This is a genomic window from Parasphingomonas caseinilytica (assembly GCF_036663755.1).
In the GTDB taxonomy this organism is placed as follows: Bacteria; Pseudomonadota; Alphaproteobacteria; order Sphingomonadales; family Sphingomonadaceae; genus Sphingomonas.
This window is the reverse complement of sequence record NZ_JAXOJL010000004.1, coordinates 181,149-201,152: the sequence shown is the minus strand read 5'-3', so window position 1 is coordinate 201,152 and position 20,004 is coordinate 181,149. Positions and strand designations below refer to the sequence as shown.

The 20,004-nt window shown below is 63.8% G+C and carries 25 protein-coding genes; 5 read left to right on the top strand and 20 right to left on the bottom strand.

Features of this window, described 5'->3' with window-relative positions; all coding sequences use genetic code 11:
- Window positions 1–170: 170 nt before the first annotated feature.
- Both U1738_RS10935 and U1738_RS20305 read right to left on the bottom strand, forming a co-directional pair.
- The gene (locus tag U1738_RS10935; RefSeq protein WP_332789088.1) at window positions 171–1,850 is read right to left on the bottom strand and encodes a hypothetical protein; all 1,680 of its coding nucleotides are present in this window, start codon (window positions 1,848–1,850) and stop codon (window positions 171–173) included.
- Window positions 1,851–1,999: 149 nt separating this feature from the next.
- Window positions 2,000–2,209: an HGGxSTG domain-containing protein gene (locus U1738_RS20305; protein ID WP_443027007.1), complete on the bottom strand. Its 210-nt coding sequence runs from the start codon at window positions 2,207–2,209 to the stop codon at window positions 2,000–2,002.
- Window positions 2,210–2,294: 85 nt separating this feature from the next.
- On the opposite strand from U1738_RS20305, the gene U1738_RS20300 reads away from it, so the two are divergent.
- Entirely contained in the window at window positions 2,295–2,498 is a 204-nt protein-coding gene (locus U1738_RS20300; RefSeq protein WP_443027001.1) for a hypothetical protein, read from the top strand.
- A 233-nt stretch (window positions 2,499–2,731) separates the two neighbouring features.
- Here the strand turns inward: U1738_RS20300 and U1738_RS10925 are convergent, their stop codons facing one another.
- From U1738_RS10925 to U1738_RS10880, 10 genes are all read right to left on the bottom strand, one after another.
- The gene (locus U1738_RS10925) at window positions 2,732–4,219 is read right to left on the bottom strand and encodes an AAA family ATPase (RefSeq protein ID WP_332789086.1); all 1,488 of its coding nucleotides are present in this window, start codon (window positions 4,217–4,219) and stop codon (window positions 2,732–2,734) included.
- Window positions 4,219–5,184 carry a DUF7146 domain-containing protein gene (locus U1738_RS10920; RefSeq protein ID WP_332789085.1) on the bottom strand — a complete coding sequence of 322 codons (966 nt, stop codon included), beginning with the start codon at window positions 5,182–5,184 and terminating at the stop codon, window positions 4,219–4,221. Before U1738_RS10920 ends, U1738_RS10925 begins: the two co-directional genes overlap by 1 nt.
- Complete coding sequence (locus tag U1738_RS10915; RefSeq protein WP_332789084.1) at window positions 5,184–5,444, bottom strand: hypothetical protein; 261 nt, start codon at window positions 5,442–5,444, stop codon at window positions 5,184–5,186. Before U1738_RS10915 ends, U1738_RS10920 begins: the two co-directional genes overlap by 1 nt.
- Entirely contained in the window at window positions 5,437–5,748 is a 312-nt protein-coding gene (locus U1738_RS10910; protein WP_332789083.1) for a hypothetical protein, read from the bottom strand. Before U1738_RS10910 ends, U1738_RS10915 begins: the two co-directional genes overlap by 8 nt.
- Window positions 5,745–5,933, bottom strand: coding sequence for a hypothetical protein (locus U1738_RS10905; RefSeq protein WP_332789082.1), 189 nt, complete (start codon window positions 5,931–5,933; stop codon window positions 5,745–5,747). The genes U1738_RS10910 and U1738_RS10905 overlap by 4 nt, the downstream gene beginning before the upstream one ends.
- A 205-nt stretch (window positions 5,934–6,138) precedes the next feature.
- A complete protein-coding gene (locus U1738_RS10900) occupies window positions 6,139–6,324 on the bottom strand; it encodes a hypothetical protein (RefSeq protein WP_332789081.1) in 186 nt (61 codons plus the stop codon).
- A 102-nt stretch (window positions 6,325–6,426) separates the two neighbouring features.
- The gene (locus U1738_RS10895; protein WP_332789080.1) at window positions 6,427–7,065 is read right to left on the bottom strand and encodes a hypothetical protein; all 639 of its coding nucleotides are present in this window, start codon (window positions 7,063–7,065) and stop codon (window positions 6,427–6,429) included.
- The gene (locus U1738_RS10890) at window positions 7,062–8,285 is read right to left on the bottom strand and encodes a tyrosine-type recombinase/integrase (RefSeq protein WP_332789079.1); all 1,224 of its coding nucleotides are present in this window, start codon (window positions 8,283–8,285) and stop codon (window positions 7,062–7,064) included. The genes U1738_RS10895 and U1738_RS10890 overlap by 4 nt, the downstream gene beginning before the upstream one ends.
- 197 nt (window positions 8,286–8,482) lie before the next feature.
- Entirely contained in the window at window positions 8,483–9,511 is a 1,029-nt protein-coding gene (gene rhuM, locus U1738_RS10885; RefSeq protein ID WP_332789078.1) for a RhuM family protein, read from the bottom strand.
- A 97-nt stretch (window positions 9,512–9,608) separates the two neighbouring features.
- On the bottom strand, window positions 9,609–10,175 hold the full coding sequence (locus tag U1738_RS10880) for a TlpA family protein disulfide reductase (protein WP_332789077.1): 567 nt from the start codon (window positions 10,173–10,175) through the stop codon (window positions 9,609–9,611).
- Between the two features lie 16 nt (window positions 10,176–10,191).
- On the opposite strand from U1738_RS10880, the gene argH reads away from it, so the two are divergent.
- Genes argH through U1738_RS10860 form a run of 4 tightly spaced genes read left to right on the top strand, consistent with a single transcriptional unit; the run spans window position 10,192 to window position 13,830 of the window.
- Entirely contained in the window at window positions 10,192–11,556 is a 1,365-nt protein-coding gene (gene argH / locus U1738_RS10875; RefSeq protein ID WP_332789206.1) for an argininosuccinate lyase, read from the top strand.
- A 2-nt stretch (window positions 11,557–11,558) separates the two neighbouring features.
- Window positions 11,559–11,807 (top strand): hypothetical protein, encoded by a 249-nt coding sequence (locus U1738_RS10870; protein ID WP_332789076.1) that lies wholly within the window; start codon window positions 11,559–11,561, stop codon window positions 11,805–11,807.
- Window positions 11,807–13,069, top strand: a complete 1,263-nt coding sequence (lysA, locus tag U1738_RS10865) for a diaminopimelate decarboxylase (protein WP_332789075.1) — start codon at window positions 11,807–11,809, stop codon at window positions 13,067–13,069. Before U1738_RS10870 ends, lysA begins: the two co-directional genes overlap by 1 nt.
- Entirely contained in the window at window positions 13,066–13,830 is a 765-nt protein-coding gene (locus tag U1738_RS10860; protein WP_332789074.1) for a precorrin-2 dehydrogenase/sirohydrochlorin ferrochelatase family protein, read from the top strand. Before lysA ends, U1738_RS10860 begins: the two co-directional genes overlap by 4 nt.
- Window positions 13,831–13,979: 149 nt before the next feature.
- Here U1738_RS10860 and U1738_RS10855 read toward each other — a convergent pair whose 3' ends face one another.
- The 8 genes from U1738_RS10855 to U1738_RS10820 form a co-directional block, all read right to left on the bottom strand.
- The gene (locus tag U1738_RS10855; RefSeq protein ID WP_332789073.1) at window positions 13,980–14,555 is read right to left on the bottom strand and encodes a response regulator; all 576 of its coding nucleotides are present in this window, start codon (window positions 14,553–14,555) and stop codon (window positions 13,980–13,982) included.
- 88 nt (window positions 14,556–14,643) lie between these two features.
- A complete protein-coding gene (locus U1738_RS10850) occupies window positions 14,644–15,042 on the bottom strand; it encodes a flagellar export chaperone FliS (protein WP_332789072.1) in 399 nt (132 codons plus the stop codon).
- Complete coding sequence (gene fliD, locus U1738_RS10845) at window positions 15,039–16,475, bottom strand: flagellar filament capping protein FliD (RefSeq protein WP_332789071.1); 1,437 nt, start codon at window positions 16,473–16,475, stop codon at window positions 15,039–15,041. Before fliD ends, U1738_RS10850 begins: the two co-directional genes overlap by 4 nt.
- Before the next feature lie 51 nt (window positions 16,476–16,526).
- A complete protein-coding gene (gene flhB, locus U1738_RS10840; protein WP_332789070.1) occupies window positions 16,527–17,654 on the bottom strand; it encodes a flagellar type III secretion system protein FlhB in 1,128 nt (375 codons plus the stop codon).
- A complete protein-coding gene (gene fliR, locus U1738_RS10835; RefSeq protein ID WP_332789069.1) occupies window positions 17,654–18,430 on the bottom strand; it encodes a flagellar biosynthetic protein FliR in 777 nt (258 codons plus the stop codon). Before fliR ends, flhB begins: the two co-directional genes overlap by 1 nt.
- A gap of 152 nt (window positions 18,431–18,582) precedes the next feature.
- Window positions 18,583–18,852: a flagellar biosynthesis protein FliQ gene (gene fliQ, locus U1738_RS10830; RefSeq protein WP_055780162.1), complete on the bottom strand. Its 270-nt coding sequence runs from the start codon at window positions 18,850–18,852 to the stop codon at window positions 18,583–18,585.
- A gap of 7 nt (window positions 18,853–18,859) precedes the next feature.
- Window positions 18,860–19,753 (bottom strand): flagellar type III secretion system pore protein FliP, encoded by an 894-nt coding sequence (gene fliP / locus U1738_RS10825; RefSeq protein ID WP_332789068.1) that lies wholly within the window; start codon window positions 19,751–19,753, stop codon window positions 18,860–18,862.
- Complete coding sequence (locus tag U1738_RS10820) at window positions 19,750–20,004, bottom strand: flagellar biosynthetic protein FliO (RefSeq protein WP_332789067.1); 255 nt, start codon at window positions 20,002–20,004, stop codon at window positions 19,750–19,752. Before U1738_RS10820 ends, fliP begins: the two co-directional genes overlap by 4 nt.

Below are 20,004 nucleotides of genomic sequence, written 5' to 3'. Positions count from 1 at the left end.
GATGCGCAGGGAGACACGCTCGTCGTCCAGTGTCAGCGTCTCCTCGCCTGTCCTCACTCTAGTCATGATTGGTCCCCCCGTGGGATGACCTATCCCCGTCTGATCGTTTCGGCATTGATACCGATCAGGCGACGGTTACGAACCTGCCTCGACCCAAGGCGCAAGAACCATCAACCACCGAGTGCCAATGCGCCAATCGGTGCCTTGAACACTTTATCCACCTGATACGGGTATCCGCTATCCGTGGTGGCGTAGTTGATCTTGCCGCTCATATGGACGCCATCAACTAGATGGATGTTGTAAGGGTTATTGCTGCCATCGAACCCAACCCTGATCTCGGACGCATTGTCGGAATATACGCCGGCCGTGTTGATGACCCGAGCGGCTGCTAGCGCCGGGTTGTTCGCCGGGATCGCTTTAACCGCCGTCACGTAATCGGGATACTTTTCGTAACCCTGGCGCGCTGTGCTGACGCCCGTTATTGTGTCGAGGAACATATTCGCCGGAAGCCAGCCAGCATCTTTGCGAGCGGTCAGGTAGGCGACAAAACTTGCTGCCGCTTGAGCGGCCGTCACGCTCCCGAGGAGGGCGTTATACCCCTCACCCGCGAGCAGATAGCAGTTCGCCGCCCCAACGCGAGCAAGCAGCCCATCGAGCTCCGGCCCCATCTGGTTCATGCCGCCGAAGTCGATCCCGCCCAACGCGAACGCCCCCACCGAACCGAACGGCAAATTGCACTGGCGAAGGATCTCTGGGACCACCGAAAATGCCAGCGAGTCAGCGCCAGAACCCTGCTTCAAGCTGCTGCCGGGGACCATTAGGATTTTGGAAGCCATGCCTACGCCGGCGGAATAGCGAAGCGCCTTGGCCGCATCCCAAATCTGGCCGAGCGTGTGAACCTCGTTGTACACCAGCATGTCTACCACGGTCGTCGTTGTGGCATAAAGAGCGTAGCCGCCGTTCTGGCCGAACAGATAGCTTACTCCGCCGCCGGAGCCGTCCCCGGGCTTGGGCATGGTGCCGACATACATGCCGATCGGCAGGCCATCGAGCGCGACGAGGGTATTACCAGCGCTGGTTTGCCCGATGCCGGAGGTAACGCTTGCGGTGGTCGATCGGATCGTGAGGACGTGCGGGCCAGCGTCCACCGAATGCGCGGAGATTGTCGCGACGCTCCCAACTCTCGCACCGATGGTATCTTCGCGACCGGCGGACCTACCCAATTTGACCAAGGCGTCTTTCGCGTCGTTGATTTGAAGAAAGACGTTTAGCGGATCCTGGGTGGGCGTGTTCGTGAACAGGATATGCATCGTCCAGTTCTGAGCGTCCTGCCCGGCATAATACGCCGCGTTGCCCGATCGGGGGATCGCATGAAGCGCGTTACCGTCTGCCCGGATGCCCGGCAGACCGTTGACGGCGTTGGCGACGAACTTTGCCGAACCATAAGTGCCTGCGAGGTTTGTTCCGCCCGTGACGACAGGGACGGGGATCGCGGCACCATCTGCTGCGCTCGTCGAGAACGCGTTTGCCCGCCAAGCGATGTTCGCGGGAAGCGCCGGGATCGCAGCGACCGTGGCAGTGATCAGGTTCGAAGCGACTATCCCGGCAAACTCCTGATACGTTAGCGAGCCTCCCGAGCTTGGCGTGGCTGTCAAACCCGAGCTGAGTGGAGAGCCGTTCAAAAGCCACGTGCGCGACGTGATCGATCCATTGGCGACGGTGCCGGGGGTAGCAGTGAAGGTTTGGCCGGTAGCGCCGTTGGTTGGGCTTACGCTGGGCTGCACAACGAAGAAAGGGGCGGGTGGCCCGCTTTTCGCGGCCACCACGCCAGAGAGAACTCCCGCCATCATTTAACAGGATCCCCGCAATGAGGTTCCGCGCCATGCGCCATCGCTGATCAGTCTAGTCATGGCTGTAGGATAGAGGATGCAGAATCACGAGCAAACTGAGCAAGGTGCCGCTCATTAAAGGAGCCGTAGCACCCTCTATTTGTTCTAATTTATTGGTCTTTCAAGCCTGCGAGGTACGCGCGAAGACGGTCAATCTCCGCCGACCTTAAGCCGTGTTTCATTGCGTTGCGATTTCCGCGAGGAGCGCCGCTTCCTTTGGCACCCCCGTGCATTCGGCAACGGCTCTTCCCCCTTACCGCCGGAGATTGGCACTCCGTACCCGATCGCGTCCGAGCCAGGCAACGCGGTGATCGTTGCATGGGCTTGATCGGTGATTCCTGCATTTCCTGTTCCCCCGTAAGCGTTCTCGACGAACACGGCCTGGCCGTCTGGTCCGATGTGATAATGGCGATGATGGACGGTCTGCTCTCGTGGCTGATGAAGTTTGGTAAGAGCCTCGATCGTCGCCCGACAATTCGATTGCGCCTTGAGCGCCAGCGTCATGTAGCTTTTGAAAATCTCGTGGTGACCATCGACGCCCATGTTGAGAAACGCCCTGCGGATAAGCTCGGTGGTCGTGGCATCCAACGTGTGCGCCTGCGCAATTAGGGCATCACTTGCAAAGCCGAGATCCCCCAACCGGGCCTTGGCCGCCTGCTCCACCATGGCGTTGTACGCGTCGCTGCCATCCACATCGATGCCCGGGAATTTCGCAAGCTGTTGGCCTGCCCCGGTTGCGATCGCTGAGTGCCGCAGCAATGGGCTGAGGCCGATCCTGGCTGCAGCCTGTGCCTGGGTTTCCCCCTCATCAAGGTCCAGCGATACGGAATCGAGTTTATGCGTCATGCGTCGAACTCCACGTCATCGCCAAGTTCACCCGGCGCGAGAATCATTCCACGTGTCGATCGAGCAGGGCCATCAACCGGGAAAACAACCGTTCGAGACTTCACCGGCGCGGGTTTGGTTTGCGACACCTGCGTCTCGGTCTGTGCAGCATTTGCTACGCCCACCCCCCTATAGGGGGCGGGGTGTAGCGTAGCACTTTCTTGCGACGGTGCGACGGTGTGCGACGCTACACCTTTCGCAGGTGTAGCAGACACGTCATCGGCGGCTTTCCCGACAACCATGAACTTCTTTATCTGACGGTTCTGGTCCTTCCGTTCTTCGATCCGAAGCACGCCGTTCGCTTCCCACGCCGCGATCATCTTCAGGATGCGAGCGCGGTGCGCCTTGTCCTGGGCATCGACCCCGAGAACTTCGGCGACGGCGTTCCCAACCCAGTCCGAAGCTGTGTGGTGAGCCTTGTATTCGCCAGCTGCCACAACCTGCTGCACGCGCCGGAGATGTTCGACGGTGATACCCTCGAACGCGTCGGGTGGCGTCCACCGCGTCACCACGCCCACACTGTCGCCCTCGTCGCCGAACGGATCGTCTGGCCCCTGGCAATTGTTGACATTCTGCGACGCGAGCCGAAACCACTGCGCATCCTCGGCGGGCGCACGGTTGGCCTTGTCGTCCTGCACCGTGAACAACCGGCGACGCTCCTTGTCCTCGGCAATCCCGAACCGTTGCGACTCCTCCTTGTCCATGCGGTTCAGCACCAGCGTGACGCGCGCCGCCGACACGAGCGCGCTGGCACCGCGCGACGACTCGGCCGTCACCTTCTCGTTGCCTAGCTTCTTCGAATGGTGGACCAGCACGATCGCGCAGCCCGCCCGCTTGGCGATGCTCGCCCAAGTTTTCACCACCGCGTCGATAGCACTGTTGTCGTTCTCGGACACACCGTGCGACGATACGAAGGGATCGATGATCAGAACGTCGATCTTTCGCGCCAGCAGTTCAGCGACCAGCGCTTCGACCACCGGAACTGCGATGCTGTATCCGTTGCGATCCTCGACGGCGATCCGCAGTTCGGCACCATCAGGGCCACTGTCGAGATAGATCCGATCGGCGCAGGCGTCCTGCCCGACGCCGTGAAACATCGACGCGGCGACAAGCTGCATCTCCAATTCGGCCAGCCCGTCTTCGAGATTCCAATACCAGACCCGTTTCGGCCCGGCCCATACGGTCTTGCCAAGAATCTCTTGCCGGCCGCTGGCGAGCGACAGCAGCATGGACGCGACGAACGACGACTTACCGACGCCGCCTGGCGCTACGATCGCCGACACGGTGCCGAGCAGCAGCCACCGGCCCCATACCCAAGGGCGACGTGGCAGGGAGCGATTGTCCGGCCAGCGGAAAGGTGAGGCGGCGATCGTCACCGGCTCGGTGGCAGGGGCCCCGGCAAACGGCTCGGCGGCGTCGTATTGCTTCTGGAGCGACGCGGCCATCATGATCCCGCCTCCATCAGCTCGGCGTTGAAATCCTTGAAGCCGGGGGAGGGGCGCATGATCCGCACCTTCCGCCCGACCGCAGCGAAGGCATGCGCCGCCTTGTTCGCGGCAGCTTCGCCCGGCGCATCACCGTCCGCCCCGATCACGACGGCGCGGGTCACGTCCGCCAATTCCATGCGCGGCAGCATAGAGGTTCCGGCGGACACCCACACCGAGCGCCCGAGCGCTTGCGAGAGGGTCAAGCCGTCCTCCAGCCCTTCAGTGACGATCAGGCTGGCAACGGGTGGCCCCAACTGGATCGCGCCGCCCGCTACCCGCCCGAGCGACAGTTTCACCTCTGGCACATCGGCCTTACGACCATCGTCGGTTAGGAACGTGCGCTGGATGCCGGTGAGATCGCCATTGGGCGCGCAGACCGCAGCAATCAACGCGGGTCGCCGGCCATGTTCCTGCGGATAGCGAAGTCGCGCGAATCGCAGCGTCGGCGGCAGATCGATCGTGATGCCCCGCGAGCGCAGATACACCGCCCCCGGCGTGCCCTGGATCGCGGTCGCTTCGTTCCAGATTGACAGCGCCGCCTTTGGCCAGTCGGCCTTCGGCGTTGCCACGACGCGCTGTTGTTCAAGTTCGCGCAGTGCGCCGCCGTCCAACATCTCGATCGCGGGCAGCAGCTTCACGGCATACGCTCGCTGCACGAAGTCGAGCACGTCACCTTCGGCACCGCAGCCGAAGCATTGGAAGCGTCGATCGTCGGCGTAGATTGTGAAGCTGGGCGACTTGTCCGGATGGAAGGGGCAGCACCCCTTCAATTCCCGCCCGGCACGCTGCAGCTTTACGCCAGCCTGCGCCGCCACGCCCGATACCGGAAAGCGATCGCGGATGTCGGCACAGATGCGCGGCAGATCGTTCACGCGGCTCTTCTCACCCGATCGACCATAAGCGGCATAGGGGTTCATCAGCATCAGAAATCCTCCGTGCTGATGGCGCTGTTCAGTGCCGCGTCGCAGATCGAGACATTGCACGTGCCCTGATAAACGTCGCGGTTAAGCGCATAGGCGGCCGTTATCGCTTCCTGCGCATTGGGGTAGGTGGAGAAGCTGCCCCAACTCCCGCCAGACGCGCTTTCGTGGCCGATCTCGAACCCGCCGGTGTTACCCGGCATGACATGCACCGTTCCCCGGCTATCGTCGTGAGGGCGGGGGAACTGGACGAGGTTACCCATGTGCCTTCCCCCTGGTTGCTGACCATACGATTGCACGGACACCGGACGCGTTGGGCCGACGCAGCCCGCTGTCCCGGATTAGGCCTTTACGGCGCAACTCCGAGGTGCGGGGCTGGACGCTTGTGCGGTTGAGACCAAGGAAGCCTGCCACCTCGTCCGTGGTCCGCCCTGAAACCCCGGCTCCGGCGATGGCGTCCAGCACCATGCGCTGCAGCTTGCCAGCGGCGGGGGCGATCAAGGCAGCGGCTTCGATCGACGTGTCGATACCGCGATGGCCGGGCTGATTGGGATAATGCATATTCATGCCTCACCCCCTTCCGGCGCATCCAGCCCATGCTTCTTCAGCAGGATGGAAAGCCAATTCGCCTGCTTTTCGGAAAGCGGGTTAGCGTCGAACGCGATCCCGCCGAGGAATGGCCCCTCACGCGGTTTCAGCGGTACGCCCTTGGTTAGCAGCGACATCGCGGCGGCCTGATGTTGCTCAGCCATGTTGCACCACGCCCCAGGCCAAGCCCGCGATCAATTCGGCACGACAGCCTAGGATGCCGAGCAGACGAAGGCGTTGAAGCCGTAGGGCTTCGGTGCTATCGATAATCCCGCTGCTGCTAAGCAATTTTGTGGAGGGTCGGACTGTGGCGGTCCGGCCCTTTCGCGTCTCAAGGGCGACGCAGCCCGCTGTGCTGAGCATGACTGTTCACGCCGCGATCTGTTCGAGCAGCTTGGTCTTCAGCCTGTTAATCGACCGGCCGGTGATCAGGCTTTTACGACCGAGTTTGACCAACTCTAATTCGCCTCGGGCAACGAGATCGTACGCGAGAGTGCGTCCAATGTTACCGAGTTCAGCGCGGGCTTGTGTGATCGAGAAGAACGGTTCGTCCATGTTGTTGCCTCCATCGGGTGCCGGGGGATGCCGGCGGGCAACAGCGAATTTGACCGCATTCTAATGCGCGTTGAAATGCGCGTTACGCGTGCAACGCGCGCATTAATGTCGGCGAACTGGGCGTCCCTTCATACCCTTTGTCCCGCGCGCCTCCGGCCAGACAAGTCGAAAGGCGTTGTTATCCCAACCATGTTCGCTTCTTCGCGGCAGAAAGACCTTGCTCCAGGCCTCTTCACGATTTTGGATTTCACAGCGTTCGATCGCGGCTTTCATTTTTGCTTCTGACCATGCCTTGCCGGCGGGCGGAACGGGCGCGGATCGGCAATCCGTCTCCGGAGCGGAGATATTCGCGCTAAATTCGGGATGAAGCGACGTGACGGCGGCGTCCCACTCGGCGCGATCAAAGCAAAGATGATTTACTTCATCGTCACCTTCGAACACGATCTGCGCGGCGAATACAGGAGCCGCGATCTCAAGCCCCCCGTTTCGCGTGTTCCAGACACGGATATGACACCCCTCTATGAGACCTGCGATCTCACCAAGCGCTCGGTTGCGAAACGTTTGAAGGTACTCCTCCCGATCCGCTCGGCCCATAGGAGTTTCGTGCTCAAATGAAGTTGCCTCGTCGCTAAGAAAGAAACCGGAATTGGGATCAACGCCCGCGTCCACGGCGAGCTTTTCGCGGAGAAACTTAAGGGCCATGGCAACCCTAAACGGCGAAGAACATCCGGGCGCGCTCATGCTATATCACGGGATAAAAATGCACCCCAAGCTTCCAGCAATTCTCGCCTCATTTCGAGAAAAGCCGTCCGCTTATATGCCGCGACGACCTTGTCCGGAACAGCGTGGGAGAGCGCAGCTTCGGCTACCGGGTCGGGCACGTCACGCATTTTCTCGGCCGCCCAATCTCGGAACGAACTGCGAAACCCATGGGCGTCGTAGGGCAACCCTGCTGTGCGCAGCACCTTGTTCAGGGTCATGTCGGACATCATAGCGCCACCCCGTCCAGGGAAAATAAGCTCCGTCGGCTTCGGCGTCCGATCGCCCTTCAATAGCCTCAGCAATTCTAAAGCGGCCTCGTTCAGTGTAACGGTGTGGGCAGGCGATCCCCAACCTTTCATCATGTCGGCAGGCCTGTGCCAATCTCGCTTGGCCAAATCGATTTGCCCCCAGCGCGCCCCTCGGACTTCACCAGGGCGAGCTGCGGTATAGATCTGCATGAGAAGCATCAATCGCCCGGCGGTGGGAGGCTTGGCCTGCATGGTTGCGACAAAGGCCGGCACATCGGCGTACGGCATCGCGTCGAAATTGCCGCTCTTGGGTTGCCGGGGAAGACCAACGCTCACGGATTTCACTGGCGCTTCGATAGGCCGCCAACCTTGGCTGTGGGCATAGTTGAGGACGGTGCCGATACGCTGCCGCACCTTGCGCGCCATGTCGGGCTTGCTCGTCCAGATTGGCATCAGCGCGGATGTGATGTCGGCGGACGCAATGTCGTTGACGCGCCGATCGCCCAGAAGCGGAAATACGTGGCTCGTGAGCGAGTTCAGGAAGGCCAATGCCCCCTTCTCCGACCAGCCTTCCTTGAGCGCGCCATGCGCTTCTATGGCGGCATCACGGAAGGTTGGGACGACGCGGCGTGAGCGGTCGCGCTCGACGATCGGGTCCAGCCCGGCTTTGGCGGCACCCCGAAGCAACCCCGCCTTTTCGCGCGCCTCGCTCAACGTGAGCAGCTTACGTTGCAGAATGGGGATCGGGATAGGCGAGGGCTCGCCCTTTCCGGACGCGCGCGCCGAGGTGTCCGCCGTGCCCAGCCCGACGTCGCGGCGCTTGCCGTCAACCTGAACGCGGATAAGCCACGACTTGGCACCCGTTGGCTTCACGAGCAGATAGAGGCCCTCGCCATCGGCATGGCGACCAGGCTTTGCGCTCTTCACCGTCAAGGCCGTCAACTTCGCCAAATCGCTCCCCACATCGTTCCCACACAATGCCCCGGCTATTGGCGAACGTCAACGAACAAAAGCGAAACGGCAAACGTGAATCAAGCCGGAACACCGTGGGTTGAACGGCCAGTGGCGAACAATGGCGAACAAGAGATACGATTCCTCACGGGGCATCCAGCGATCCGGCGATGGCAAGTCGCCCGCCATAAGCTAACTCATTGCTTTTTCGCCGGCCCGGTTTTGGGTAGCGCCTTATTTTGATGCTTCAGCGCTGCCATCGCTTGATCGGCTTCGATCTGGCGGTCGGCTTTGCGGCTCGCACTGTATATCTGACGCTCGGCATGCCGCCTCGCGGCGTTGGCGGATACGCTGCCGCCATGGGCGAGCAGGACGCGGCCGAGCGATTGCAACTGCTGGTCCAAAATGCTGCGCGCGTCATCCATCATCACCAACCGACCCAATTCTGCCTGATCCTCGAATATATCGAGCAGGATGGTGGTTAGGCGGTTGAGTTCCTTGACCTCGGAATCCCCGAAATAATTCTTCGAGACAGTGACATCGTTCTTCCGGATGTTGTCGTTGGGCCAGCTTGTCAGTCCCATGTTCGGTTCGCCCGCATCTGCCCGATTTGAGAGAATTTCGGACGGCGTTTTGGAGGTGACTGCATAGACGATCTTCGCCTGCGTTTTGGTGTAGAAGTCCCGCCAGACCGGCGAATCTCCATCATAATCTTGGCACATCGCGCAAATCCGACGCAACTCGCGATAGACGTTGGCTTCGTCAGACCGGATATCGCGAATGATCTCGCGCAATTCGGCGAGGCGGTCGGTATTTTCGGGCTGCTTGAGCTGGACGGGATCGATCACGAACCCCTTGGTGGCGAACTGGACCAGCTTTTCGGTGGCCCAACGTCGGAAGAGCGTCGCTTGAGCCGATGAAACTCGGTAACCAACCGAGATGACCATATCGAGGCTGTAAAGGGTCACTGGTTTGGCTGAAGATGCAATTTGCACTTTTTGCAAATTGCTCTCCTCAAGTTCGCCTTCTTCCAAAATGTTACTGATATGCCGCGATATGACGGACACGTCCCTGCCGAAGAGGTCCGCGATCTGGGCTTGGGTCATCCAAAGCGCTTCGCCTGCGTACCGGATGTCGAGACGCGTACCCTTATCGGTTCCATATATCAGGAATCGATCGCCAGTGGTTTCGTCCTCCTGTAAAATCACAGGCTCGATCTCAGTCATGGGTAGTTCCTGTTGTACTGATTCGTCACAAGAACAATCGAGGAACAAAAAGCCAGGCGCAAGGACGAAATAGCTGTGTAGTTGACCGCTGAATCGCCTACTTCGCCTCCGCCAGCAGGTCGGTCGCGGCTTGCGATGCCCAGTCCATGCCGCCGGTCGTCCGCCACACTTCCTTGCCGGCCGAATCGTACAGGATGCTGGTCGGCAGGCTCGCCTGATAGGTGGTGCTGAGCGCGACCTTGGTGTCGAGATAGGGCTTGATGTTCTTCAAGCCGGCCTTCGCCATGAACGGCGTTACCTTCGCAGCGCCCTCCAGGTCTTGGCTCACCGCGATCACCGTCATCCGCGCGGCGACCTTGTCCAGCGTCGGCATTTCCTTGACGCACGGCGCGCACCATGTCGCCCAGAGGTTGACCAGCACCGGCTTGCCCTTGAACGCGGCGATATTCGTCGGCTTGCCGTCGGGCGCGGTGAAGCTCACGGATGGCGGTGTCTCGCCCTTGTGGCTGCGATCGATCGCAGCGGGCTTTTCCGCCGGTGTCGTGGCCGGGGCCGGAGCGGCAGGTGCGGCCTCGGCTTGAGTGTTGGCGGAGTCTTGCTTATCGCACGCGGCGAGTGAGCCGAGCATCAGCAGGAGCGGTACGATCGTCGATCGGAAAGACATGAACGCATCCAATGCGATGTGGGGCGGCCGGTTCGCGGAAGGGCCCGCGGCGGTGATGCGCGAGATAAATGCCTCGATCCCGTTCGACAAGCGTCTCTGGCGACAGGATGTTGCCGGATCGCAGGCGCATGTGCGGATGCTGGGCGCGGCGGGCATCGTCTCGGCCGAGGATGCGGCGGCGATCTCGGCCGGCCTGACGCAGGTCGCGGCGGATTACGAAGCGAACGGCGTGGCCGAGGATCTGACGCTCGAAGACATCCATATGCAGACCGAGGCGAAGCTGTCGGCGCTGATCGGCCCGGTCGCCGGCCGGCTGCACACCGCGCGCAGCCGCAACGATCAGGTCGCGACCGATTTCCGGCTGTGGGTGCGTGATGCGATCGATCAGGTCGATGGCGCATTGGCCGCATTCCAGCAGGCCTTGCTCGCCCGCGCCGAGGAGCATGCCGACAGCGTGATGCCCGGCTTCACCCATCTGCAGAGCGCTCAGCCGGTGACATTGGGCCATCACCTGATGGCCTATTACGAGATGATCGCGCGCGATCGCAGCCGTTTCACCGATGCCCGCGCGCGCGCCAATCTCTGCCCGCTCGGCTCGGCGGCGCTCGCCGGCACCGGCTTCCCGATCGACCGCGACGCCACGGCGAGCGCGCTCGGTTTCGACGGCCCGACGCGCAATTCCCTGGACGGCGTCAGTGACCGCGACTTCGCGATCGAATATCTGACCGCCGCCGTGCAATGCGCGTTGCATCTGAGCAGGCTGGCCGAGGAATTCATTCTCTGGGCGTCGCAGCCGTTCGGTTTCGTGTCGCTGAGCGACCAATGGTCGACGGGCAGTTCGATCATGCCGCAGAAGCGCAACCCCGATGCCGCCGAACTGGTGCGCGGGCATTCGGGGCGCATCCTCGGTTGCATGACCGCGTTGATGGTGACGATGAAGGGCCTGCCGCTGGCCTATTCGAAGGACATGCAGGATGATAAGCCGCCGGTGTTCGAGGCGCACGATTTGCTCGGCCTGTCGATCGCGGCGATGACCGGCATGGTCGAAAGCGCCACGTTCCGCACCACCCGCATGCGGCAGGCGGCCGAGGCCGGCTTCTCCACCGCCACCGATCTTGCCGACTGGCTGGTCCGCGTCGGCGGCATCCCGTTTCGCGAGGCGCATCACATCACCGGCAGCGCGGTAAAGCGCGCCGAGGATCTGGGCGTGGCGCTCGATCAGGTGCCGCTCGCCGACCTGCAAGCAATCGATGCGCGAATCGACGAACGTGTCTATGGCGTGCTCAGCGTCGATGCGTCGGTCGCCAGCCGGACCAGTTTCGGCGGCACCGCCCCGGCGCGGGTGCGTGCGGCGATCGCCGCCGCACGAGCAGGAGCGTGACGATGAAAGCTGTGCTGCCCTTCCTCGGCGCGTCCGCGCTACTGGCGCTCGCGGGGTGCGGTGCCTCGACTGGCCTGTCGCCCGCCAAGGGCGAAAAGCTGCCCGTCGCACCCTATGGTGCCACCGCCACGCCGACGCCGAACCAGCTGCTCACGCCGGGCAGCCAGGCCCGGCCTCAGCGCAGCGACGAACTGCTGACCCAGTCGCAGGAACGCCGCAGCGACGAATTCGATCTGCCACCGGGACGCTGATGGACCATTTTCACACTTTGAACGGCCGCCTCCATTGCGAGCAGGTCGATCTGACGACGATCGCCGACACGGTCGGCACCCCCGTCTATGTCTATTCCACCGGCACCCTGCGCCGCCACGCGCAGGTGTTTCGCGATGGGCTGAAGGCGGCGGGCCGCGTCCATCTGGCCTTCGCGATCAAGGCCAATCCCAACCTCGCCGTGCTGCGCGTGCTGGCGCAGGAGGGGTATGGCGCGGATGTCGTGTCGGGCGGGGAGATGCGCCGCGCGCTGGCCGCCGGCATGCCTGCCACCGACATCGTCTTTTCGGGCGTGGGCAAGACGCGCGCAGAACTCTCCGCCGCGCTCGATGCCGGGATCGGCCAGTTCAATCTGGAGCTGGAGGAGGAAGGCGAAGTCCTGGCGGCGATGGCGCATGCACGCGGCTTGCGCGCTCCAGCCACCCTGCGCGTCAACCCGGATGTCGATGCCGGCACGCACGCCAAGATCTCCACCGGTCGCAAGGAGAACAAATTCGGCGTGCCGATCGATCAGGCGGTCGAGATGTACGGCCGGCTCGCCGAACTGGACGGCCTGTCGCTGCGCGGCATCGCGATCCATATCGGCAGTCAGTTGCTCGATCTCGCGCCGCTGGAGGCCGCCTATGCCCGGATCGGCGAACTGATCGCCGAATTGCGCAAGTTCGGCCATTTCATCAGCCGAGTCGATCTCGGCGGCGGTCTGGGCGTCACCTACAAGCCCGGCGACGTGCCGCCCAGCCCGGCGGATTACGGCGCGATGGTCGCGCGCGTGACGAAGGATTGGGACGTCGAATTGATGTTCGAACCCGGCCGCGTGCTGGTCGCCAATGCCGGCGTGCTGCTGACCAAGGTGATCTGGGTGAAGCCCGGCGCGGTGAACCCCTATGTCATCGTCGATGCGGCTATGAACGATCTCGCGCGCCCGGCGATGTACGATGCATATCACGAATTCGAAGCGGTCCACCCCGGCGGCGCGCGGATGACGGCGAACATCGCCGGTCCGGTGTGCGAGACCGGCGACACGTTCGCGATGGGCCGCGACATCGATCTCGTCTCGTCCGACGATCTCGCCGTGTTCCGCTCGGCCGGGGCGTATGGCGCGACGATGGCCAGTACGTACAACAGCCGTGCGCTGGTGCCGGAAGTGCTGGTGGATGGGGACCGGTTCGCGGTGGTCGCCGATCGCATCCAGCCCGAGACGATCCTCGCCGCCGAACGCGTGCCGGAGTGGCTCAAGGCGTGACGTTACACAGCCTGCCGCTGTTCGTCAGATTGGCGGGGCGACAGGTGATCCTGCTGGGCGAGGGCGAGGCGGCGGACGCCAAGCGCCGTCTGCTGGAACGCGCCGGCGCGGTGATCGGCGACGAGGGGGCTGATGCGCAGATCGCCATCGTCGCGATCGATGATGACGCATCCGCGCTGGCGGCGATCGCCCGGCTGAAGGCACGCGGCGTGCTGGTCAACGCGGTGGACCGGCCCGATCTGTGCGATTTCACCCTGCCGGCGATCGTCGATCGCGACCCGGTGCTGGTGGCGATCGGCACCGGCGGCGCGTCCGCCGGGCTGGCGGCGGCGCTCAGGCAACGGCTGGAAACGCTGCTGCCCGCCACTTTGGGTGGTCTGGCGCGCGGATTGTTCGAACAGCGCGGCGCGATCCGCGAACGTTATCCGACCGCCATCGATCGCCGCCGTGCCTTGAGTGGCGGGATGGGGCCGGGTGGTCTGCTCGATCCCTTGAACGAGCGGGCCTCCGTCACGGCATGGCTAGCCGACACAGGACAAAGCGCGGACGCATCGGTCGAGATCCGGCTCGTCTCGCCCGATCCGGACGATCTCACGCTGCGTCAGGCGCGCCTGCTCGGACAGGCGGATCGGCTCTATCACCGCGCGACCGTGCCGTCCGCGATCCTGGATCGCGCGCGGGCGGATGCCGTGCGGATCGTGTGCGATGCGATGCCGGACGATCCTGGCGCGGGCCTGTCGATCGATCTGGGCTTCGTTTAACTATCGCAAACACACCATAGCCGCTTCCCCGGCGAAGGCCGGGGCCCAGTCGCGAAGGTCGAGGTTATGATGCGCGGCACCCGATTACGTCAGTCTCCCGACTGGGCCCCGGCCTTCGCCGGGGAAGCGCGTAACAATCGGGTAACCCCTCAATTCTCCGTCCCCAGCCGCTCCACCTGATCGTTCAGCGCCTGGATCGATGCGATCAGCCGCTGCCGGTCGGCGCGCGTTTCCGCCAGTTCGGCCTTGGCCTCGCCCAATTCCATCGCGCGCGTCGCGATGCGCGCGTCCAGCGCCTGATTGGCGCGTTTGAGTTCGGCGATGCGCCGCCCGCGAGACAGCACGCGTTCGATCCGCGCGCCCAGCACGTCGAAGTCGAACGGCTTGGCGACATGGTCGTCGGCGCCTGCGGCCAGCGCCTGCACGGCGGCGGCGGGGTCGCTCCGCGCGGTCAGCATGATCACCGGCAGGTCTGCGGTGTCCAGCGAACCGCGGATCTCCTGCAACACGCGCAGGCCCGGCATGCCGGGCAATGCCATGTCGAGCAACACGACGTCGAAGCCACGTCCGGCGATCAGCCCGAGCGCTTCCGGCCCGTTGTCGCTGAGCGCGGTCAGATAGCCGAGATGGCCCAGCCGACGCCCGATCACGCCGAGGTTGGTGCGATTGCCGTCCACCGCCAACACGGTGCGCGCGCGTTTGTCGGTGTTCCCGAAAAGCTCCATGATGCCTGCCACTCCAATAGGATCGGGCGAGCCTAGGACCAATCAGGTCACGATTTGGTTAACGCCGCGGCAACCATGTCGTGCGCGATCACGCCGCGCGCATCGTCGCCCAGGCGGCGGCGATCTCCTCCAGGCTCGCCGCGACTTCGCGGAACGGCGTCGGATCGTGGCCGATGCTCGCCTCGACGATCTGCCGCCGCGCGCCGCCGTACAGCCGCGCGAGCGTGCCCGACACCTCGCCGCCGGCCCGGAAATCGAGGCCTTGCTCCAGCGCGAACAGGATTGCGGTGGCGCGGGTGATCTTCTCGCTCTTCATGGAGAACTGGCGGTTTTCCGTCGCCCAGGCCGCGACGCGCAGCGCGCGGACCAGTTCGGTGTATAGTAATTGCACCAGCGCCGGCCCATCCGCCCCGGCGGTGCGCCCGGCGATATCGATCTGCCGATACGTCGCCTCGGGATCGCGCCCGAGCGCGGTTGCGTACATCATGCCTTGCTGTTCCACGCGTCGATCTGTTGCGTCAGGAACGCCTGGGTCGATTTGTAAGCGGCGACGCGCGCATCCATCGCGGCGAATTGCGCGGTCAGCCGCGTGGTGGCGGCGGTCTCGGCATCGGTCAGGTCGGATTGGTTGCTCGCCACATCGGATTGCGCCTTGCTGTAGCGGGTCGCGCTCGCGCCCAGACCGGTCTTGATGCTGGTCGCCGCATCAGAAATCGATGCCAGCGCCGCCGACAGGCCGTTGCCGCTCGCGCCCTTGCCGTCGGCGAACATCGTCTCGACCGCTTCGGGATATTTGTTGAGCATGGACGACAGCAAAGTCGAATCGACCGACAGCGATCCGTCGCGGTTGGTCTTCACCCCGATTTCCGCCAATGTGGTCGGCGCGCCGGCGGCGGCCCCGGTCGCCAGCGGGGTGAGGGTTAGCTGGCGCAACTGCCGTTGCAATCCGGTCGCCGCCGAATCGCTCTTCAGCGCGCCGGTGACCGGATCGGTCTGTTCCTTGATCGCGGTGTTCAACTGGTTGAACGTCTCGACGAAGTCGTTCACCGCCTGGCTGAGTGACGAGGTCGGCGCGGTGGTGCCGATCGTCACGGTGGTGCCGACCGAGGCGGAAACCAGATCCAGCTTCACGCCGGTGATCAGATCGCTGATGCTGTTGGTGGAGCGCTTGAGCGCCGTGCCGTCGACCGCGACGATCGCGTCCTTGGCGACCGATCCGACCGTCGTTCCCGTGGCCCCCGGCCCGATGTTCAACGCGGCGAGGCCCGGTGCGTCGGGATCCTCGGTGGCGGTCAGGGTGAAGGCCTTCGCCTCGCCGGTCGCGCCCCGGATGCTGAGACGTGAGCCGGCCGAGTCGGTCAGCACCGTCGCGGTCACGCCGGCGCCGGCGGCGTTGATCGCGCGGGCGATGCCGGTCAGGCCGGAATTGCCGGTGGTGATCGGGATGTTGATCGGCGCGCCCGATCCGGCGGCGAAACCGGTCATCGTGCCATCGCTGACGGTCGCCGTGCCGAAGGTGAGCGTGAAGCTGCCCTTGCCGACCGAGGCGATCGGGTCGGCGCGCGGCGCGGCGGTGGCGACCTGCGCGGCGGCGAGCTGGCGCACCTCGACGCTGGCCGACAGGCCGGCGAGCTTCGCGCCGGACAGCGCGCTGACGTTCAGGATGCCGGAATTGGAACTGGTCGGCTGGGTGGAGAGCGTTCCGCCCTTCACCAGACTGTTCAGCGCGCTCGAAAAACTGGTGATCCCGCTCTTCAGCGTCGACACGCCGGAGATCTGCTTGGTGATCGTTGCACTCTGCGTGGTCAGCTGGTTGGTCTTGTTGGCGAATTGCGCGCTGACCAGCGAGGCGACCAGCGCGTTGATGTCCACCCCGGATCCGGCGCCGAGCGCGGTGGTGATCGAAGAGGTGGTCGTCATGGTCGGTCCCCGGGTAACTCACCTCTAAGATCGACCGGCAGAGCCGAATCTTTAGGAATGTTTCACGCCATTTTCGTCGAATTTCGCGCTTCCCGGCACCTCCACGATCGGCGCGGTTCCGCCGGCTTGCACGTTGATGCCGAACACGAACGCCAGGATCGTCGCGATCGCGATATACAGATCGTCGCGCACCTCCTGCCCTTCCTTGCTGGTGTAATAGACGGCGCGTGCGATCGCGGGATATTCCAGCACCGGCACCTGATTCTCGGCGGCGATCTCGCGGATCGCCAGCGCCAGCACGCCGCGCCCCTTGGCCACCACCACCGGCACCTGATCGCGCCCGCGATCGTAGCGCAAGGCGACCGCGAAATGCGTCGGGTTGGTCAGGATCACATGCGCCTCGGCCACCGCCTTGCGCATGCCGCGTTTCAACACCTGCTGCTGGCGCTGGCGCACCGCCTGCTTGGCCTCGGGTGAGCCTTCGCTCTCCTTATGCTCGTCGCGGATCGCCTGCTTGGTCATGCGCAATTTCGCGAGCAGGCGGACCAATTGCACCGGCACGTCGATGCCGGCGATGATCAGCAGCCCGGTCGCCATCGCGAAGAGGATGCCCATCAACGTGCTGCCCAGCGCGCCGGTCGCGCTTTCCACGTCGGACGAAACCAGCCCGATCGTCATGTGCGAAGCGGAGATCAGCATGTATGTGCCGATCGATCCGAGCAGGATCACCTTGAGCAGCGACTTGCCCAGCTCGATCCACCCCTGCGTGCCGAAGATGCGCTTCAGGCCGGAGGCCGGGTTGATCCGCCCGGCCTTGGGCGCGAGCAATTTGTCGTTGAAGCCGAGCGACCCGAGGCCCGCCTGGCTCAGGATCGCGGCGGCCAGCGTGATGACGAACAGCGAGATCATCGACGGTGCCAGTTTCCAGCCCGATTGCATCAGCGGGCGGAACGGCTCGAAATCCTCGACATCGCCGCGCCCGAACTGGAAACTCGCGGTCATCACCGCCTTGCATGCGCCGACCAGCGAGGGGCCGAACAGCGCCAGCCAGCCGCAGCCCGCCATCACCACCAAGGCCGTCGCGAATTCGCGCGAGCGCAGCACATCGCCTTGCTCCGCCGCATCGCGTTTGCGCTTGGCGGTTGGCGCTTCGGTCTTTTCGCCGAATTCCTCCGACATCAGAACACCAGAGTCTGCACGGCGGCCAGGCCCTCGCGGACGATGACCAGCATGAAATCACCCATTGCCGGGAACGCCATGGCCAGCGCGATCACGCCGACCGCGAGGCTCGCCGGCAGGCCCACCGCGAACAGGTTGAGCGCCGGTGCCGACCGCGACAACATGCCGACGACGAGGTTGAGGCACAGCAACAGGAACCCGACCGGCAGCGCGATAAGCAGCCCTGCGGTGAACGTATACCCACCGAAGAATGCGATGTTCTTTAGCTGCGCGGCGGTCAGCCAGGCGGCTCCCACCGGCAGCACGTCGTAGCTCTTCACCACCATCTCGACCAATACGAGGTGGCCGTTCACCGACAGGAACAACAGCGTTAGCATGATCGAGAAGAACTGGCCGAGCGCCGGCGACGACCGCCCGTTCTGCGGATCGATCGCGTTGGCGAAGCCGATGCCCATCGAAATGCCGATCACTTCGCTCGCCAGCATCGGCGCGGCGAATGCGATCTGCAGGATGAAGCCCATCGTCAGCCCGATCAGCGCCTCGGAAGCAACCGCGAGGAACGTCGCGAAACCGAACACCTGAGCCGGCGGTACGATGCTGTGCGTGCCCAGCACCAGCACGCCGATCGCACCGGACAGAGCGACGCGCACCATCACCGGCACCGATACCGCGCCGAACACCGGCGCGGCAATGAAGGCCGCCCCGATGCGGATCATGACGAAGATCAACGCCCACAATTGCGGCTCGATCGACAGGCCGAAGCCGAGCGTGTTCACGCGACGACCCGAAATACGCCGTCATCCTGAACTCGTTTCAGGATCCAGGCGCGGTCAGCCGATCCACGGACACTATCCGTTTGGCGTGCGGCCGCGCCTGGATCCTGAAACAAGTTCAGGATGACGAAGAAGGTCTCGGCATCGCCCACAAACTAGCGCACCAATTCCGGAATCCGCTCGAAGATGCCGATCGTGAAATCGCTCAGCAACCCGAGGATCAGGCTCCCGAACACCAGGATCGAGATCGCCACGACGATCAGTTTCGGGACGAACGACAAGGTCTGTTCGTTGATCGAGGTCGCCGCCTGGATCATGCCCAGGATCAGCCCTGCGAACAAAGCCGGGATCAGGATCGGGGCGGCGGCGAGCGCCAGCACCCACATCGTCTCGTTGGCGACGGTCAGGAAATATTGCGCGTCCATCGCCCGCCTAACTCACGAAACTGTTGGCGAGCGAGCCCATGGTCAGCGCCCAACCGTCGACCAGCACGAACAGCAACAGCTTGAACGGCAGGGATATGATCGTCGGCGACAGCATCATCATGCCGAGCGACATCAGCACCGTCGCCACCACCAGATCGATGACGATGAACGGCAGGAAGATCAGGAAGCCGATCTGGAACGCGGTCTTCAGCTCGCTGGTCACGAACGAGGGCAGCAGGACGGCGAAGGGAATGTCGGCGGGGCTGGCGAACTTGGGCGATTTGGCGATCGTCGAGAACATCATGATGTCCTTGACCCGCGTCTGCTTGACCATGAAATCGTGCAGCGGCACGCCCGCCGTCTTGATCATCTCGGTCGCGGCGATCTTGCCTTCCGAATAGGGCTGGATCGCCTGCGTGTTGATCTGGCCGATCACCGGCGACATGATGAAGAAGCTGAGGAACAGCGACAGGCCGATCAGCACCTGGTTCGGCGGCGTCTGTTGCAGGCCCATCGCCTGACGCAGGATCGCCAGCACGATGATGATCCGCGTGAAGCTGGTCATCATCAGCAGGATGCCCGGCAGGATGCTGAGCAGGCCCATGATGATGAGCACTTGCAGCGACAGCGCCAGCGGCGCCTGGCCACCCGATCCGGCGGAGTTGGCACCCAGATCCTTGATCGCACGGTCGATGCCGTCGCCCACGCCCGGCGTCGCCGGAACCGCGGGCGCGGCCTGCGCGAACGCCGGATGCGCGACGATCACCGCGAACAGGATGCCGAGCGCGATCAGGACGAACTTGCCGATCCAGCCGAAGCCGCCGCCGGCCTCAGAGCGGGCCGCGCGCGGCACCTTGATCAGCGCCGGGCCATGGCCGTGACGGGTGACGGAGGTCTTCATTTCGGTTCGATCTTGTCGATCAGCGTGACGCCGCCACGGCCGACCGCGACGAGCAGCTTGCGCCCCTCGAATTCCAGCACCGCCATGCGCAGGCCGGGGGAGATCATCATCGTCTCCTGCACCTTCATCATGCGGTTGGCGGGCTGGCCCGGCAGGCGCGATTCCAGCTTGCGCCAGGCCCACAGGCACCCGACCATCAGGCCGCAGACCAAGGGCAGCAGCACGACCAGCTTAAGGATGTAGCTCCACAT

What these genes read in the sequence shown, in the direction of transcription:
- U1738_RS10855 (WP_332789073.1), bottom strand. Translation starts at nt 14,555, where the DNA reads ATGGAGCTTTTCGGGAACACCGACAAACGCGCGCGCACCGTGTTGGCG.
- U1738_RS10820 (WP_332789067.1), bottom strand. Translation starts at nt 20,004, where the DNA reads ATGTGGAGCTACATCCTTAAGCTGGTCGTGCTGCTGCCCTTGGTCTGC.
- flhB (WP_332789070.1), bottom strand. Translation starts at nt 17,654, where the DNA reads ATGTCGGAGGAATTCGGCGAAAAGACCGAAGCGCCAACCGCCAAGCGC.
- fliD (WP_332789071.1), bottom strand. Translation starts at nt 16,475, where the DNA reads ATGACGACCACCTCTTCGATCACCACCGCGCTCGGCGCCGGATCCGGG.
- argH (WP_332789206.1), top strand. Translation starts at nt 10,192, where the DNA reads ATGTGGGGCGGCCGGTTCGCGGAAGGGCCCGCGGCGGTGATGCGCGAG.
- U1738_RS10925 (WP_332789086.1), bottom strand. Translation starts at nt 4,219, where the DNA reads ATGGCCGCGTCGCTCCAGAAGCAATACGACGCCGCCGAGCCGTTTGCC.
- U1738_RS10850 (WP_332789072.1), bottom strand. Translation starts at nt 15,042, where the DNA reads ATGATGTACGCAACCGCGCTCGGGCGCGATCCCGAGGCGACGTATCGG.
- fliP (WP_332789068.1), bottom strand. Translation starts at nt 19,753, where the DNA reads ATGAAGACCTCCGTCACCCGTCACGGCCATGGCCCGGCGCTGATCAAG.
- U1738_RS10895 (WP_332789080.1), bottom strand. Translation starts at nt 7,065, where the DNA reads ATGAGCGCGCCCGGATGTTCTTCGCCGTTTAGGGTTGCCATGGCCCTT.
- U1738_RS10905 (WP_332789082.1), bottom strand. Translation starts at nt 5,933, where the DNA reads ATGGCTGAGCAACATCAGGCCGCCGCGATGTCGCTGCTAACCAAGGGC.
- U1738_RS10915 (WP_332789084.1), bottom strand. Translation starts at nt 5,444, where the DNA reads ATGGGTAACCTCGTCCAGTTCCCCCGCCCTCACGACGATAGCCGGGGA.
- U1738_RS10910 (WP_332789083.1), bottom strand. Translation starts at nt 5,748, where the DNA reads ATGAATATGCATTATCCCAATCAGCCCGGCCATCGCGGTATCGACACG.
- fliQ (WP_055780162.1), bottom strand. Translation starts at nt 18,852, where the DNA reads ATGGACGCGCAATATTTCCTGACCGTCGCCAACGAGACGATGTGGGTG.
- rhuM (WP_332789078.1), bottom strand. Translation starts at nt 9,511, where the DNA reads ATGACTGAGATCGAGCCTGTGATTTTACAGGAGGACGAAACCACTGGC.
- U1738_RS20300 (WP_443027001.1), top strand. Translation starts at nt 2,295, where the DNA reads ATGGCGATGATGGACGGTCTGCTCTCGTGGCTGATGAAGTTTGGTAAG.
- U1738_RS10920 (WP_332789085.1), bottom strand. Translation starts at nt 5,184, where the DNA reads ATGCTGATGAACCCCTATGCCGCTTATGGTCGATCGGGTGAGAAGAGC.
- U1738_RS10900 (WP_332789081.1), bottom strand. Translation starts at nt 6,324, where the DNA reads ATGGACGAACCGTTCTTCTCGATCACACAAGCCCGCGCTGAACTCGGT.
- lysA (WP_332789075.1), top strand. Translation starts at nt 11,807, where the DNA reads ATGGACCATTTTCACACTTTGAACGGCCGCCTCCATTGCGAGCAGGTC.
- U1738_RS20305 (WP_443027007.1), bottom strand. Translation starts at nt 2,209, where the DNA reads ATGCAACGATCACCGCGTTGCCTGGCTCGGACGCGATCGGGTACGGAG.
- U1738_RS10870 (WP_332789076.1), top strand. Translation starts at nt 11,559, where the DNA reads ATGAAAGCTGTGCTGCCCTTCCTCGGCGCGTCCGCGCTACTGGCGCTC.
- U1738_RS10880 (WP_332789077.1), bottom strand. Translation starts at nt 10,175, where the DNA reads ATGTCTTTCCGATCGACGATCGTACCGCTCCTGCTGATGCTCGGCTCA.
- U1738_RS10935 (WP_332789088.1), bottom strand. Translation starts at nt 1,850, where the DNA reads ATGATGGCGGGAGTTCTCTCTGGCGTGGTGGCCGCGAAAAGCGGGCCA.